This is a genomic window from Klebsiella sp. DY2415, from assembly GCF_026314315.1.
Classification (GTDB): Bacteria; Pseudomonadota; Gammaproteobacteria; order Enterobacterales; family Enterobacteriaceae; genus Klebsiella; species Klebsiella ornithinolytica.
Genome location: NZ_CP111115.1, coordinates 5,469,405 through 5,484,068 on the forward strand (window position 1 = coordinate 5,469,405; position 14,664 = coordinate 5,484,068).

Annotated in this window: 15 protein-coding genes; 3 read left to right on the forward strand and 12 right to left on the reverse strand. The window is 54.6% G+C overall.

What is annotated here, in order from left to right; genetic code table 11:
* Positions 1-41: 41 nt before the first annotated feature.
* The 3 genes from OQV00_RS25870 to OQV00_RS25880 form a co-directional block, all read right to left on the reverse strand.
* Positions 42-2,165 (reverse strand): alpha-galactosidase, encoded by a 2,124-nt coding sequence (locus OQV00_RS25870; protein WP_004869338.1) that lies wholly within the window; start codon positions 2,163-2,165, stop codon positions 42-44.
* A gap of 113 nt (positions 2,166-2,278) precedes the next feature.
* Positions 2,279-3,274, reverse strand: coding sequence for a substrate-binding domain-containing protein (locus OQV00_RS25875; RefSeq protein ID WP_004869336.1), 996 nt, complete (start codon positions 3,272-3,274; stop codon positions 2,279-2,281).
* 95 nt (positions 3,275-3,369) lie between these two features.
* A complete protein-coding gene (locus tag OQV00_RS25880; RefSeq protein WP_004869333.1) occupies positions 3,370-3,918 on the reverse strand; it encodes a helix-turn-helix domain-containing protein in 549 nt (182 codons plus the stop codon).
* Between the two features lie 100 nt (positions 3,919-4,018).
* Between OQV00_RS25880 and OQV00_RS25885 the strand changes: the two genes are divergently transcribed.
* Positions 4,019-4,678, forward strand: a complete 660-nt coding sequence (locus OQV00_RS25885; protein WP_032724308.1) for an AzlC family ABC transporter permease — start codon at positions 4,019-4,021, stop codon at positions 4,676-4,678.
* Positions 4,678-5,001 carry an AzlD domain-containing protein gene (locus tag OQV00_RS25890; RefSeq protein WP_015585441.1) on the forward strand — a complete coding sequence of 108 codons (324 nt, stop codon included), beginning with the start codon at positions 4,678-4,680 and terminating at the stop codon, positions 4,999-5,001. The genes OQV00_RS25885 and OQV00_RS25890 overlap by 1 nt, the downstream gene beginning before the upstream one ends.
* A 41-nt stretch (positions 5,002-5,042) precedes the next feature.
* Here the strand turns inward: OQV00_RS25890 and OQV00_RS25895 are convergent, their stop codons facing one another.
* The 9 genes from OQV00_RS25895 to fdhD all read right to left on the reverse strand — a co-directional run bounded on the left by OQV00_RS25895 (position 5,043) and on the right by fdhD (position 11,449).
* Complete coding sequence (locus tag OQV00_RS25895; RefSeq protein ID WP_048023481.1) at positions 5,043-5,597, reverse strand: P-loop nucleotide/nucleoside kinase family protein; 555 nt, start codon at positions 5,595-5,597, stop codon at positions 5,043-5,045.
* Complete coding sequence (locus OQV00_RS25900; RefSeq protein ID WP_004869324.1) at positions 5,594-6,031, reverse strand: PTS sugar transporter subunit IIA; 438 nt, start codon at positions 6,029-6,031, stop codon at positions 5,594-5,596. The genes OQV00_RS25895 and OQV00_RS25900 overlap by 4 nt, the downstream gene beginning before the upstream one ends.
* Before the next feature lie 9 nt (positions 6,032-6,040).
* On the reverse strand, positions 6,041-6,310 hold the full coding sequence (locus OQV00_RS25905; protein WP_015585443.1) for a hypothetical protein: 270 nt from the start codon (positions 6,308-6,310) through the stop codon (positions 6,041-6,043).
* A 66-nt stretch (positions 6,311-6,376) separates the two neighbouring features.
* A complete protein-coding gene (locus tag OQV00_RS25910) occupies positions 6,377-7,219 on the reverse strand; it encodes a class II fructose-bisphosphate aldolase (protein WP_015585444.1) in 843 nt (280 codons plus the stop codon).
* Positions 7,206-8,573, reverse strand: coding sequence for a PTS sugar transporter subunit IIC (locus OQV00_RS25915; protein WP_004869317.1), 1,368 nt, complete (start codon positions 8,571-8,573; stop codon positions 7,206-7,208). Before OQV00_RS25915 ends, OQV00_RS25910 begins: the two co-directional genes overlap by 14 nt.
* Positions 8,566-8,880, reverse strand: a complete 315-nt coding sequence (locus OQV00_RS25920; RefSeq protein WP_004869315.1) for a PTS sugar transporter subunit IIB — start codon at positions 8,878-8,880, stop codon at positions 8,566-8,568. Before OQV00_RS25920 ends, OQV00_RS25915 begins: the two co-directional genes overlap by 8 nt.
* Positions 8,881-8,891: 11 nt before the next feature.
* Complete coding sequence (locus OQV00_RS25925; protein ID WP_015585445.1) at positions 8,892-9,872, reverse strand: 6-phosphofructokinase; 981 nt, start codon at positions 9,870-9,872, stop codon at positions 8,892-8,894.
* Positions 9,873-10,272: 400 nt separating this feature from the next.
* Positions 10,273-10,485, reverse strand: coding sequence for a YdgH/BhsA/McbA-like domain containing protein (locus OQV00_RS25930; RefSeq protein WP_004869311.1), 213 nt, complete (start codon positions 10,483-10,485; stop codon positions 10,273-10,275).
* A 127-nt stretch (positions 10,486-10,612) separates the two neighbouring features.
* Positions 10,613-11,449, reverse strand: coding sequence for a formate dehydrogenase accessory sulfurtransferase FdhD (gene fdhD / locus OQV00_RS25935; protein ID WP_004869309.1), 837 nt, complete (start codon positions 11,447-11,449; stop codon positions 10,613-10,615).
* 156 nt (positions 11,450-11,605) lie between these two features.
* On the opposite strand from fdhD, the gene fdnG reads away from it, so the two are divergent.
* Positions 11,606-14,656 carry a formate dehydrogenase-N subunit alpha gene (fdnG, locus tag OQV00_RS25940; RefSeq protein WP_088402721.1) on the forward strand — a complete coding sequence of 1,017 codons (3,051 nt, stop codon included), beginning with the start codon at positions 11,606-11,608 and terminating at the stop codon, positions 14,654-14,656.
* Positions 14,657-14,664: the final 8 nt, after the last annotated feature.

The window sequence follows — 14,664 nt, forward strand, 5'->3', positions numbered from 1 at the left end:
TTTATATTCCTCAATAAGGGCCGCCGGGCGGCCCATTGCCATCACACGCGTTGCAGACCAATCAAAATGGCGCTTTCCGGGTCGAGAATCGGCAGCGCCAGTCCCGCCTGTTGCAACCACTCGCCGCTTACCGTCTGCGGTGAGGTCATCCACGCCGGCAGCTTGCGCATGGTGTGGCCGCCCTCCCCCGTTACCTGAATATTGGGGTGATCAAGGAGCGTAATGTGATACCGCGCCCCCGCCTCCAGACCCGCAATGCGCAGCGGCGCCATCAGGCTGTAATCGGGCATTGCCAGCTGGCTCACCAGAAACAGCGCCTGCCCCTTATCTTCACTGACCACGCCGTGTGCGAGGGTGGTGGTATCCGGCATATCCAGCCGCCACTGCACGCCATGATGAATCACGTCGCGCCACTGCTTATGCAGCGCCGCATACTTGCGATAGCCGGCACGCTCCTGTTCATCGGCGCTCACCGGATCCAGCTCCAGCCCCATATGACCAAACAGCGCGGTCAGGCCGCGAAAAGCGATACTGTGCTGACGGAAGGTAGCGTGACAGTGACGGTTGCCGATATGCGCCCCCATCACTTCCGGCGGGAAGAAATAACTCATGCCGCGCTGGATGGTATTACGCTCCAGCGCATCGTTATTGTCTGAAGCCCAGAAGCGGTGGCTGCGTTTAAGCACCTCGTAATCAATGCGTCCGCCGCCGGAAGAACAGGATTCAAACTCGATCTGCGGGAAGCGGGCCACTAAGGTATCCAGCAGGCGATAAAACTGACGGGTTTGCGCGTCGGCCGCCGCTTTGCCGTTATGCGCCGGCTGCACCAGCTCGCGGTTCATATCCCACTTCACATAATCAACCGCATGCTCGCCCAGCAGCCAGCTCATCCGCTCCAGCAGATAGTCGAACGCCTGAGGGATATTCAGGTTCAGAACATACTGATGACGTCCGGTCGGCGACTTATAGCCCGGCAGCGCCAGCACCCAGTCAGGATGCGCGCGGTATAAATCGGAGTTCGGGTTAATCATTTCCGGTTCAACCCAGATGCCAAACTCCATGCCCAGCGACTTCACATGGTCAATCACCGGCGTCAGGCCATTGGGGTATTTCTGCTCATCGAGATACCAGTCGCCGAGCGCCGCCCAGTCGTCGTTGCGCCCTTTAAACCAGCCGTCGTCTATGATAAATCGCTCGACGCCCAGCGCTGCCGCCTCATCCGCCATGCGCATGATGTATTGCGGGTCATGGTCGAAGTAAATCCCTTCCCAGGTATTGAGATGCACCGGTCGCGGTTTATTGCCCGGAAAGCGAATGATCTGCTCACGCAGATAGCGGTGGAACTGCTGACTCATGCCGTTCAGCCCCTGAGCGGAATAGCTAGCATAGAGGCTGGGTGTCCACAACGTTTCCCCTTCCGCGAGCGCCATTTCGCCCGGCAGATACAAGGCTTCCGCCTGTAGGTAGCGGCGGCCGTCGGTTTTCACCTCCGCGCGCAGACGGTGGTTGCCGCTCCAGCCCAGGTGCACGCCCCAGACCTCTCCCTCCATTTCGCAAAACGCCGGGCTACCGGTAATCAGCGCCGGGAAATGTTCATGGGAGGTGCGTCCACGGCGATTTTCCAGCACAAAACTATCGTGTTCGAGAGTCAGACGATGCGGCTGAAATTCGCGAATCCAGCGGCCGTGGAACGCCATAACTTCGCGGGCACGCTCGGCAACCGGTAGCGTTACGGCCAGGCGATCGACCTGCCAGGGCTGCGGGCGAAGATTGGTTACGCCGTGTCGGACGCGCAGAACGCCGCTGCTATCGAGCTCAATGTCGCTTTCCAGACGCAGACCGGCCTGCTTGTCTTCGCTGGTCAGCGTTAAGCGCTGCCCCTCCTGCAAAGCCCCGGTAGTGACAAAGACCGGCGAACCATCCAGGCCCTGACGATGCCCCTCAATCCCCGGCGCGCCGAACAACCCGTGGCCCAGTTCGGCCATCAAGGTGACCGGCGAGTCAACATCAAGGCGCCCGTTGGCGATCGGGCGAGCAAGCGTGTCAGCATCCTGCGGCGAAAAGTGAGCTAAATGCGGCCCCCAGTAGATTATTTCGGCGAACGGCTGGGTTTTGATCACCACATCAACCGTGGCGCTTTGCAGACGTAAAATCGAATCAGACATCAGACATCTCCACAACAAGGAATGCCTTACTGTTGATCCGAAACGTTTCGGGTAACAACCAAAACGTTTCGGATCCGTGATCGAGTGCAGAAATTAACGTTGTGGAGAGATGATCAGGCGGTTTCGCCAGGGATGAATTCAGGTTGCCAGAGCACCTGTAAAGAGGAGAGGTCGTCACCGGCGATCAGCCGCCGGACCATCTCTGCAATCTGCCGGCCGACGCCCTGACGGGTGGACTGAATCACCGCCGCGACCTGAGTATCGATAATGCTGTCCTGCGGCAATCCGTCATAAACCACTAATGACACGCGGCTATCGCCGGTCAGGCGACCCAGCTGCGAAAGCGCCATCGCCGCGCCGTCGCCGTGGGTATTGCAGTCAGTGACGATCGCCGTCGGCGGCTCCGGCAGGCGCAAAAGCTCCAGCGTAGCCTGGTATCCGCCGCGGCGGGTGGGCGACACGCTACGCAGCCAGCTATCGGACAGACCGGCTTCGCGCAAGGCGTCCAGGTAGCCGTTACGCCGCTGAGTGATAAACGCCTGGCTGTTGTTTTCCCCCAGCAGGGCGATGCGCAGATGCCCCTGGCTGATTAAGTGGCGAGTCGCGCGATATGTCCCGGCATAATTATCGAAATCAAACCAGGCGTAGGGCTGCGGCAGGCGGCTGCGGCCAAGCGCGAGAAAGGGGAATCCCGAGGAGAGCAACTGCGTCAGACGCGGATCGTCATCCAGCGTATGCGCCACGATCAGCGCATCGACTCGCCGGCTTTGCACCATGCGCATATAGCCATGTTTATCCGCCTGTTCATCATCCGCGATCAGCAGCAAATCAATTTCATAACGCGCCAGCTCATGGCTAATCTCCCCGACCATCTCGAGAAACACCGTGTTATTCAGCGGAGCCGGACGGACGGGGAACACCAGACCCACGGCATCGATTTTGCCCATTTTAAGGCGCCTGGCAAAAGTATTGGGCCGATAGCCGCGGCGTTTTGCTTCCGCCTCGACGCGGGCTCGCGTCTCCTGCGACACGTCGTCATAGCCGTTTAATGCCCGGCTGACGGTGGTGACCGAGATCCCAAGTTCTTTAGCAATAGCTTTCAGCGACATATGTATCCCTGTCTTCGCGGAGAATGCGGCTAGTTTCCCGCAATACGGAGATGGCGTCCAGCAACAGCCGCAGCGCCGGTGTTCTCGCCATCCCGTTAGTTTTGTTCAGCAACCAGTATCGCCTGGGTATCCGGTTCCAGCGCCTGGAAAACATGTTCCTGATCCGCCGGATAGCAGATGTAATCCCCCTCACCGAGCTCTTCCGGCGCTTCGGTCAACCCGACCCGCGCGCGCCCCTGGGTGATAATAATATGCTCAACCGAACCCGGCGGATGGGGGTGAGAAATCCGATCGGCACCTGGCTGCGTCAGTAATAAATAGATATCGCGACGGGCGCCCGGCGGACAGGTCGCCAGTAAAATGGCCTGGTAATGAGCCTGTTCGGCCACCACTTTGGTTCCTTCTCCGCGACGCAAAACCTGTGTCTTTTGCGCCTGCGGCTCCAGCAGTTGCGCAAAAGGAATATCGAGCGCGACGCAGAGGGCCCACAAGGTCTCCAGGCTCGGATTACCGTTGCCCGATTCCAGCTGCGATAACGTTGATTTGGCAATGCCTGCCCGGCGCGCCACTTCCGCCAACGACAGTCCGGTACGTGCACGTTCACGTACCAGGCTTTTGGCAATCAGGCTAATTGGCTGTGTCATACACGGCTCCGCGTTTTTTATATCGAACGATTCGTTCGTCTTGAAAATCGATATTGATGCGTTCATTATAATGGAAATTCGTTCGATATGGCTAAATAGTATGAAGCAGCACTTCTCCTGTCTCAAAGCAGACACCATCAAAGCAATCGCGTTAGTGTGCCTGGCGGTCGGCATCGTCGGCATGTCCTACGGTTCGCTGGCGATGGCCTATGGCTTCCCGGTATGGGTTCCGTTTGCGCTCTCCCTTTCGGTACTGGCAGGCGCCTCCGAATTTATGTTTATCGGCATTATCGCCAGCGGCGGGAACCCGCTAGCCGCTGCGGCGGCAGGCTTGCTGGTCAACGCCCGCCATATTCCGTTCGGCGTCACGGTGCGCGACCTCGTCGGCAAACGCGGCGTCAGCTTGCTGGGTTGCCATATTATGAATGATGAGAGCGTGGTGTTCGGGCTCTCGCAAAAAACGCCGGAACAGCGTAAAGCCGCCTACTGGCTGTGCGGGCTCGGCGTGGCGATTATCTGGCCCGCAGGGGCGCTACTCGGCGCCATGGTCGGCAAGCTATTGCCCGACCCGGAAACCATTGGTCTGGATGCGGTATTCCCGGCTATTTTGCTGGCGCTGGTGATTCCGGCGTTTAAAAACCGCACCACCTTAATCCGCGCCTGCAGCGGCGCGGCGCTATCCCTGGCCACCGTTCCCTTTGCTCCGGTGGGTCTGCCGGTGCTGCTCTCATTGTTTGGCTTGATGACGAGGAAAAAATAATGGCTGATATCACGCTGTTCATCGTCGGCATGGCGATTTTATCGGCAGGAACCTATTTGATGCGTCTGGGCGGGGCGAAGCTCGGCAGTCGTTTAGCGCTTTCTGAACGTTCTCAGGCACTGCTTTCCGATGCGGCAACGGTATTGCTGTTTTCTGTTGCCCTGGCGACCACCTTTTATGAAGGTGAACATTTTGCCGGCATGGCGCGAGTGCTGGGCGTCGGTTTCGCCGTTTTTCTTGCCTGGCGCAAAATGCCGCTGATCGTGGTGATTATTTCGGCGGCGGTGATCACGGCGCTGCTGCGTCTGGCCGGGCTTTCGTAGGCCGGACAGGCGCAAGCGCTATCCGGCAAGCAGACGCTCCGTCAACCCAGGGTCTGCTTAATCCACTCCGATAGCCTGATAATATCCAACGGTTGCTGTTGATCCACCGTGAAGACCGGGCCAAATCGCATCGGCTCAGCCCGTTCAGCCAACAGGGCAAGCTCCGGCAGATATTCTTCTCCGGGGTGGCCCGCCCGGCGATCCTGCAGACGCGTGGCATAGCGTGACACGGCAAGCTCAGGAGAGATTTGATTCCAGATCTCAACCACTTTCTCAACTCCCGCCTGATGCAGCCATCGTTGTAGCGTTTCCCGGGGCTGGAAACCGAACCAGGCGTCGACTAACCAGATAACGTTGGCTGGTGAATGGCCGATGATCGACCAGATAACCTCGTAGGCCGCGCATCCCAGCTGACGATTAAAAGGCCGATCGATGTCGGTAAAGCACGCCATAAACGGCTCTTTAATCTCATCGATGGTCAGGAGCGGCAGGCCAAAGGTTTGCGATAGCGCCTGGGTTATCGTGCTCTTTCCCGAAGCGGGGACGCCGTTAATTAAGATCACGGTTTTACAGCCGGCAGTGAGATGTCTGTTCATAACAACGCTATCACCTCTTCTCTGGTACTGGCGGCGCGAAGCCTGGCCATGGTTTCGTTATTGTCCAGCAGTGCAACAATCGCCCGAATTCCCTCTTCAATATGCGCATTGCTATCCTGGGCGCCGAACATAATGACGATATCCGCCCTGTCGCTTCCGGCAAATTGAATCGGTTTATCTAATACCACCAGACTGAAGCAGTTTCGCTTCACCCCGCACTCCGGTCTGGCGTGTGGAATGGCAATCCCCTCTTCAAATACGTAATAAGCACCGTGATTGAGAGTATTATCAATCACCGCTTTACTATAACTCTCAGAGATATACCCGTTCGCCACCAGGGGACTGGCGGCAAGCTCAATCACTTTGCGCCAGTCAGACTCCAGCACGCCGACCTGAATGGCATCGGCCTCAATCAGCAAATCTTTTATGGTCATTACGCCTCCCTAGATATTACGGCGAATAATATTGCGTAACTCATCAATACGAATAAATAGTGCGTCGATATCCTGACGATGTATTTTGCTTTTAGCATACACCGATAGCGCCCTGTTATACTTCAGCATCAATGCCTTCTGGATCTCACCATTGCCAGGCTCACCCTGTAGTTCATTTTCCAGCGTCTTTATTTCCTCAGCCAGTTCGCGGGACAGCCGATCATAATCCTGCGACGGATGATTCTCTTTTTTCCACAACGCTTTCAGTGATTGAAACATAATCTTCTCCCGCCCTGACGGGTGCAGGGCTAACCTGGTAATGACAATTTATTATTGCGGATTTAACTATTTAAATAATTCCATTTTTTCCATCAGCACCTGGGTGACCGCATTATTGGCGGGAATTAAAAACTTACGCACGCTGTCATTAACCTTACCTTTTTCAAAAGTGGTTTTACATTGGTCAACCCACTGCACGTTCATTTCTGTGCCCACATTGACCTTATTAATCCCTTCAGTCACCGCTTTACGCATATCCTCATCACTGACGCCGGTACCACCGTGCAGCACCAGCGGAACGCCCGTAGCCCGGCTAATCTCCTGAAGGCGCTGATGCTGGATCTGCGCCTTGCCGGTATAAAGGCCGTGCACGGTGCCGACGGAGACAGCCAGCATGTCAACCCGGGTCTCAGTTACGAAGCGCGTGGCGTCTTCGACGGTGGTAAAGCTGATATCCTCTGCGGCAACGGCTTTACCATCTTCTGAACCCCCGATGGCGCCCAGCTCCCCTTCAACGGTGATATTCCGCGGCCGCGCCATTTCCACCACAATCCGCGTATTGCCGATATTTTCCTCGAGCCCCAGGTGTGAACCGTCGTACATGACCGATGAAAATCCGGCATTCATGGCCGTTTCAATCGCACTGATATCAGAACAGTGATCCAGATGCAGACAGGTTGGCACATTTTCACTTTCCGCCAGTGAACGGACGGCATCCACCAGTAAACGATAGCCAAGATATTCCGCCGTACCGGTCGAGATTTGAATCATTAAAGGGCTATTGCTCTTTTGCGCGGCTTTAAAAAAAGCCGGCAGCATTTCAATACAGTGCAAATTAAATGAGCCAATAGCTTTGTAATTTCTTTGCTGAGCGATTTTCAGAATATCGTTAAAATTATACAGACTCATGAATCTTTTCCCCTTTAGGCTTAGATGATGTACCGTTTACGAACCATGCCAGTGCGGCAACAAAAACAATAAACAAGGCGACAAATAACCAGTTGTTCTGTAAGGCATGGCCTAATACCAGGCCTGAACTAATAACATCTGAATCACTGAATGTGACGCCGGTAAAACCGTAGCTTTCAAGCATCGGTACCAGAATGGCAGGCAGGAAAGTAATAAACAGACCGTGAACCACACCGCCAATCATTGCCCCGCGACGCCCACCCAGCGCATTACCAAAGACGCCCGCCGTACCGCCGGCAAAGAAGTTGGTTAACAGTCCAGGGAGGATCATCGCCAGGCCAAACATCGGGAAGACCAACATGCCAATGATCGAACCCACCGTCGTTGCGAGGAATCCCACGATGACCGCGTTAGGGGCATAAGGGAACAGGACGGGGCAGTCCAGCGCCGGTTTCGCATCCGGCACAATACGCATGGCAATACCGCGAAAAGCCGGGACCAGTTCATTCAGTAACAAGCGCACGCCGCTGTAGAGGACAAAGACCCCTGCCACAAACTGAACAGACTGCATAAAGGCATACATCAGGTAGTTCACACCGCCGGAAAACTGGGCGATATACTCGGGTCCGGCAGCCAGCGCCGGGATCAGGTACATGGGGACCATCACCACCGCCATGGCGAGATAGGTATCCTGCAGAAACTTGAAGTTATCAGGCAGTTCAAGATCTTCTGTGGAGCGGGAACCTTTACCCACCACTTTGGCCACCGCCGCCTGGACTAAATATCCGATGGTGCAAAAATGCCCGAGAGCCACATCGTCAGAATCGGTAATACGTCTGACCACCGGCTGCGCTAACGCCGGCATCAGTACCGCCATGACGCCGCCAAAGATACCGCCGGTCAGGATCAGCGGCAGCCCGGTCAGCCCGGCTTTGTAGCCAATCACCGTGCCAATCGTTGCCATCCACAGCAGCGCCTGTCCGGTGAGGAAGATATATTTCAGCGGTGTCAGGCGGGCGATAATAATATTAACGGCAAAGATCACCATCAGCGTCAGCGCCACTTCAGAACCCAGTTCTCGATTCGCCAGACCGGCGATAGCAGCGACATCGGTGATGTATCCTTTCATCCCGAAACCGTGGGTGAAGATATCGTTAAGGAAGCTCAGGGTGGCGACAATAATATTAATGCCGGCCATCATAATTAAGAACCCGAGCAGCGTTTTAAACGTCCCCTCAACCGTTTTACCCACTGACTTCTTCTGTAAAATCAGACCCAGCATGGCAATAAACGCGATTAATATCGAAGCCTGGCCGAGCAAATCTTTTACAATAAACTCGATAAAGCTATTCATGATCGGTCACCTTCAGATTGCGCTCTTTCAGGAATGAGACAATTTTCCGCTCAATTTCATCTTTATCCGTCAGGCGATTGAGGACCACTACACGTTTTATTTCCTCTTCATTAGCGTCGGCGGTTAATATGTCGGCGAATGTTTTTTGCGTCAAAATAATGTCGGATTTAAATGCTCCAGCTTCAGATACGGTGGTATGTTCAATATGTGCAGGAATTTCCAGCTTCTTTAATACTGCTTTCGCCGTCATTTCGATGGCAAAGCTTGAACCGAGGCCGCAGCCACATACGCAAAGAATTTTCAGCATGTAGGGTCTCCTCAAATAATATTGAGTTGTTTGGCAAGTTTATAATGATGTCCTTCGATATCTACCAGACGTTTTTTCATACTGACTAAGTCAATTGGAATAGGTTTATTGCTTGAATTTATAATAATGGCTTTATTTTTCATTCCTGACTGAATACAGCGAACGACTTCGTTCGCCATGATCGTGCCCTGGTAAATTTCTTCGCAGGTCGGGTCGCCGCTGCGCAGTCCATAGCCGATGATGGTTTTACGGATGCGGACACCGATGCGTGGCTCAAGCTGTTTGATCATCGTATCGATAGCCCCTTGAAACCCAGGGGAATACTCTCTGGTGTAACCTTCAGAGCAAAGTATCACCACGCTGTTTTGCTCGCGAAGCTTGCGTCTGACGCGCTCGGCCAGATCCTCTAATGGCATCTGTGCTTCCGGGATCAGCGCAATATCGGCATTACTTTTAATTGCTGACTGCAACGTTAGCTCTCCACAATACCCTCCTAATATTTCAACCATAAACACCCGCCCAGGTAATGCTCTGCCGGTATTTCTTAAACGAGAAACCTCCTTGATAATTTGTTCGCAGGCTGTAGAAAAACCGATAGTATAATCACTACCGTATACATCATTATCGATAGTCATCCCGACACCGAAACAGTTAATATCAAATTCGCTAAGCGTATTAAGGAACTGTAGGCTGCCATCACCGCCGGCCATAATGAGTACATCAAGGCGCAGCGACTTAATTTTCCTGGCTATAGTTTCATACTCACTCCGCAGCAATTTACGCGTGGTTCGGCCGGACGTAATAACAGGCAGTGAACAAATAGAGAAATCGACAAGATCCCGCCAGGCGATTTCCTGATGATTTTTATCGAGCAGCCCAGGTATTCCACCATTAAAAATGGTGATCTCCGCGCTTGCGAGCTTCGCAACCTGAAAAATGAAATTATTAATTCCCGATACATCGCCACCGCTAATAACAATACCGATTTTCATGGTCACCACCGTCATATTTCCCTGCCCACATTTATCCCTAAGTTCAAGACCTGAATTTGCAACGAAGATCACATAATTATGATTAATTGATCCGTGGTAACGATTGACAGACGTAAATATGGGGTGTTTTTTGTGATGTGCGTCTCACTTAAAAGATGAGATCGCCTTAACAGTTATTTTCAAATAACTTTATTATTCATTAGGTTAAATATTGAGAGGATAGCGTGTCATTTTGCTTGCCAGCGGGTTAATTTCGTCGCCAAAAGCAAAGAAGAGAAACGTGATAAACACCACATTTTTTTGAGGAGAAGTGGAGGTGTCGGGCGGAGAGTTTTCCGGATGGTAAAAGCACAAAAACAAAAAAGCGCCCGCAGGCGCTCTTTCGACGGTGATGCCGGTTTTATTTGTTCAGTTCTGCCGTCATATGCACGCGATTACCGGTGAAGGCTTCGGTGATGGTGTAAGAAGAAGCACCGGCGGCCTGAGCCTGAGCGGCGATTTTCGCTTCCGCACCGTCCATTGTAGAGGCGGTTGCGCTCACTGACTGCGCGGCGAAAGAACCAAAGGAAGCGGTAAGAGCGATAACTGCAGCAAAAGTTTTGATGCTTTTCATGATGTAAATCCTTCATTAAGTTGTTTGGGTAAGGCGTTGTGCCTTGATGTGATAAATAATAGACCTCACAACCCACGACTAAAAGCGGAAGGATTTGCTCTCATCGTTCAAAAAAATTGACTTATTTTTAACCGGCGATCAGCCGCTGCGGATGGGTGTAAACCGTTGCCCTGCCCGGGCGGCAAAAGCCCACCAGCGTCAGGTTGCAACGTTCCGCGACCTCCACCGCCAGCGCGGTAGCGGCGGAAACCGCAAACAGAATTTCCACACCGCACATTGCCGCCTTCTGCACCATCTCGTAGCTGGCGCGGCTGGAGACTAGCGCCGCCCCGCATTGCCAGTCATCGCCCTCTTCTACCCGTCGCCCCAGCAGTTTATCCAGCGCGACGTGACGCCCGACATCCTCATGTCCGCCCGCCAGCTCACCGGACGGACGCAGCCACGCCGCCGCATGGGTGCAGCCGGTGATATGGCCAATCGGCTGAACATCACGAAGCTGCTCCAGCGCGCGATCGAGATTCCCCAGGCTAAAGGTTTGGGTGAAAGGTAAAGGTTGCACCGGCTTGCCGATATCGTTGAGCTGCTCAACGCCGCAAACGCCGCAGCCGGTGCGCCCGGCCAGCGCGCGACGGCGCTCTTTCAGTCCCATAAAACGACGGCTGGAGAGTTCAATCTGCACTTCCAGACCGTTGCAGGCCGGCACCACTTCCATCCCGTAGATCTCGCGCCGGTTTTCAATAATCCCTTCGGATAATGAAAAACCGACGGCAAATCGTTGCAGGTCAGTGGGAGAGGCCATCATGACAACGTGTGAGATACCGTTATAGACCAGCGCCACAGGAACTTCTTCGGCTAATTCGTCAGACTGCGGATGTTGCAAATCATCGCGCTTCCAGAGCGCGACCTGACGACATCCTGTGATGTTTGTCACATTTTCAATTTGTTCGGGAGGGTTCTTGTTCACTTTGTCTTAACCGTATTGGAACAGGCATACACACAATGTGGTATTCTTTGCATACCCCTTCAAGTGAAAGGGTGATCACCCCCAATTCTGAACCTTTGCGGCGCTTACCGCAAAGTAAATAACTACATGTGACAATGTCGATACAAGGAGTGAACCATGCAGGTCAGCAGAAGGCAGTTCTTTAAGATCTGCGCTGGCGGTATGGCAGGCACAACGGCTGCAGCGCTGGGTTTTGCCCCAGGCGCCGCGCTCGCGGAAACCCGGCAATATAAACTGCTGCGTACCCGTGAAACCCGTAACACCTGTACGTACTGTTCTGTCGGTTGTGGGCTGTTAATGTATAGCCTCGGCGACGGTGCGAAAAACGCCAAAGCATCCATCTTTCATATCGAAGGTGACCCTGACCATCCGGTCAACCGTGGTGCGCTCTGCCCGAAAGGGGCGGGTCTCGTCGACTTTATCCATTCCGAAAGTCGTCTGAAGTTCCCGGAATATCGTGCGCCAGGCTCCGACAAATGGCAGCAAATCAGCTGGGACGACGCGTTCGATCGCATCGCGAAGCTGATGAAAGAAGACCGCGATGCCAACTTTATCGCCAAAAACGACGCCGGCACCACCGTCAACCGTTGGTTGACCACCGGCATGCTGTGCGCTTCAGCCTCCAGTAACGAAACCGGCTATTTAACGCAGAAATTCACCCGCGCACTCGGTATGCTCGCGGTAGACAACCAGGCACGCGTCTGACACGGACCAACGGTAGCAAGTCTTGCTCCAACATTTGGTCGCGGTGCGATGACCAACCACTGGGTTGACATCAAAAACGCCAACCTGATCGTGGTGATGGGCGGTAATGCCGCTGAAGCGCACCCGGTAGGGTTCCGCTGGGCGATGGAAGCCAAAATCCATAACGGCGCGAAGCTGATTGTTATCGACCCACGCTTTACGCGTACTGCGTCGGTAGCCGACTTCTATACCCCGATTCGTTCCGGTACTGACATTACCTTCTTGTCAGGCGTCATCCTGTACCTGCTGAATAACGAAAAATTCAACCGCGAGTACACCGAAGCCTATACCAACGCCAGCCTGATCGTGCGTGAGGATTACAGCTTCGACGACGGGTTGTTCAGCGGCTATGACGCGGCAAACCGCAAATACGATAAGACCAGCTGGAACTATGAGCTGGACGAAAACGGCTTCGCCAAACGCGACACGACGCTGCAACATCCGCGCTGCGTATGGAATCTGCTGAAACAGCACGTTTCCCGTTACACCCCGGAGGTTGTGGAAAATATCTGCGGTACGCCGAAAGCGGACTTCCTGAAAGTCTGTGAGTACATCGCTGAAACCAGCGCCCATGATAAAACCGCGTCATTCCTCTACGCGCTCGGCTGGACGCAGCACTCTATCGGTGCGCAGAACATCCGTACCATGGCAATGATCCAGCTGCTGCTTGGCAACATGGGTATGGCCGGCGGCGGCGTGAACGCCTTGCGCGGTCACTCCAACATTCAGGGGCTGACCGACCTGGGGCTGCTGTCGCAGAGCCTGCCGGGTTATATGACGCTACCGAGTGAGAAACAGACCGACCTGCAAACCTACCTGGCCGCCAACACGCCGAAGCCGCTGTTGAAAGATCAGGTGAACTACTGGGGTAACTACCCGAAATTCTTCGTCTCAATGATGAAGGCCTTCTTTGGCGATAAAGCCACGGCGGAAAACAGCTGGGGCTTTGACTGGCTGCCGAAGTGGGATAAGGGCTACGACGTCCTGCAGTACTTCGAGATGATGCACCAGGGCAAGGTCAATGGCTATATTTGCCAGGGCTTTAACCCGGTGGCCTCGTTCCCGAACAAAAACAAAGTGGTCGCCTCGCTGTCGAAACTGAAGTTCCTGGTGACCATCGACCCGCTCAACACCGAAACGTCCACCTTCTGGCAAAACCACGGTGAGTCGAACGATGTCGATCCATCGAAAATCCAGACCGAAGTGTTCCGTCTGCCCTCCACCTGCTTCGCCGAGGAGAACGGCTCTATCGTCAACTCCGGACGCTGGCTGCAGTGGCACTGGAAAGGCGCGGATGCTCCGGGGATTGCGACCACCGATGGCGAAATCCTCGCCGGCATCTTCTTACGTCTGCGGAAAATGTACGCTGAAAACGGTGGTCCGGCGCCTGAGCCGGTGCTGAATATGACCTGGAACTACTCCACGCCGCACGAGCCCGCTTCGGAAGAGGTGGCGATGGAGAGCAACGGCAAGGCGCTGGCGGATATTACCGATCCGGCCACCGGCGCAGTGCTTGTGAAGAAAGGCCAGCAGCTCAGCTCCTTCGCGCAACTGCGCGATGATGGCACCACCGCCAGCGGTTGCTGGATCTTCGCCGGTAGCTGGACGCCGGAAGGTAACCAGATGGCACGTCGCGATAACGCCGACCCGTCCGGGTTGGGTAATACGCTGGGCTGGGCCTGGGCATGGCCGCTCAACCGTCGCATTCTGTATAACCGCGCCTCTGCGGACCCACAGGGAAAACCATGGGATCCGAAACGCCAGTTGTTGAAATGGGACGGCGCAAAATGGGGCGGCGTGGACATTCCGGACTACAGTGCCGCCGCACCGGGCACCGACGTCGGGCCGTTCATCATGCAGCCCGAAGGCATGGGTCGTCTGTTTGCCCTCGATAAGATGGCGGAAGGTCCGTTCCCGGAACACTACGAGCCGTTTGAAACGCCGCTGGGCACCAACCCGCTGCACCCGAATGTGGTCTCTAACCCGGCCGCCCGCGTCTTTAGCGGTGACCTGCAACAGATGGGTAAAGCGGATAAGTTCCCGTACGTCGGTACCACCTATCGTCTCACCGAGCATTTCCACTACTGGACCAAGCATGCGCTGCTTAACGCCATCGCCCAGCCGGAACAGTTCGTGGAAATCGGCGAGAAGCTGGCGAACAAGCTCGGCATCGCGCATGGCGATACCGTTCGCGTCTCCTCCAATCGCGGTTATATCAAAGCCAAGGCGGTGGTGACCAAGCGTATTCGCACGCTGAAAGTGGACGGTAAGGATATCGATACGATCGGTATTCCTATCCACTGGGGCTATGAAGGGGTGGCGAAGAAAGGCTTTATCGCCAACACGCTGACGCCGTTCGTCGGCGATGCGAACACGCAAACGCCGGAGTTTAAAGCCTTCCTCGTGAACGTGGAAAAGGTGTAACGGAGACG

Bases quoted from the DNA above. Each gene is read 5' to 3' on its own strand.
- OQV00_RS25870 (WP_004869338.1), bottom strand. From the start codon at position 2,165: ATGTCTGATTCGATTTTACGTCTGCAAAGCGCCACGGTTGATGTGGTG.
- OQV00_RS25875 (WP_004869336.1), bottom strand. From the start codon at position 3,274: ATGTCGCTGAAAGCTATTGCTAAAGAACTTGGGATCTCGGTCACCACC.
- OQV00_RS25880 (WP_004869333.1), bottom strand. From the start codon at position 3,918: ATGACACAGCCAATTAGCCTGATTGCCAAAAGCCTGGTACGTGAACGT.
- OQV00_RS25885 (WP_032724308.1), top strand. From the start codon at position 4,019: ATGAAGCAGCACTTCTCCTGTCTCAAAGCAGACACCATCAAAGCAATC.
- OQV00_RS25890 (WP_015585441.1), top strand. From the start codon at position 4,678: ATGGCTGATATCACGCTGTTCATCGTCGGCATGGCGATTTTATCGGCA.
- OQV00_RS25895 (WP_048023481.1), bottom strand. From the start codon at position 5,597: ATGAACAGACATCTCACTGCCGGCTGTAAAACCGTGATCTTAATTAAC.
- OQV00_RS25900 (WP_004869324.1), bottom strand. From the start codon at position 6,031: ATGACCATAAAAGATTTGCTGATTGAGGCCGATGCCATTCAGGTCGGC.
- OQV00_RS25905 (WP_015585443.1), bottom strand. From the start codon at position 6,310: ATGTTTCAATCACTGAAAGCGTTGTGGAAAAAAGAGAATCATCCGTCG.
- OQV00_RS25910 (WP_015585444.1), bottom strand. From the start codon at position 7,219: ATGAGTCTGTATAATTTTAACGATATTCTGAAAATCGCTCAGCAAAGA.
- OQV00_RS25915 (WP_004869317.1), bottom strand. From the start codon at position 8,573: ATGAATAGCTTTATCGAGTTTATTGTAAAAGATTTGCTCGGCCAGGCT.
- OQV00_RS25920 (WP_004869315.1), bottom strand. From the start codon at position 8,880: ATGCTGAAAATTCTTTGCGTATGTGGCTGCGGCCTCGGTTCAAGCTTT.
- OQV00_RS25925 (WP_015585445.1), bottom strand. From the start codon at position 9,872: ATGAAAATCGGTATTGTTATTAGCGGTGGCGATGTATCGGGAATTAAT.
- OQV00_RS25930 (WP_004869311.1), bottom strand. From the start codon at position 10,485: ATGAAAAGCATCAAAACTTTTGCTGCAGTTATCGCTCTTACCGCTTCC.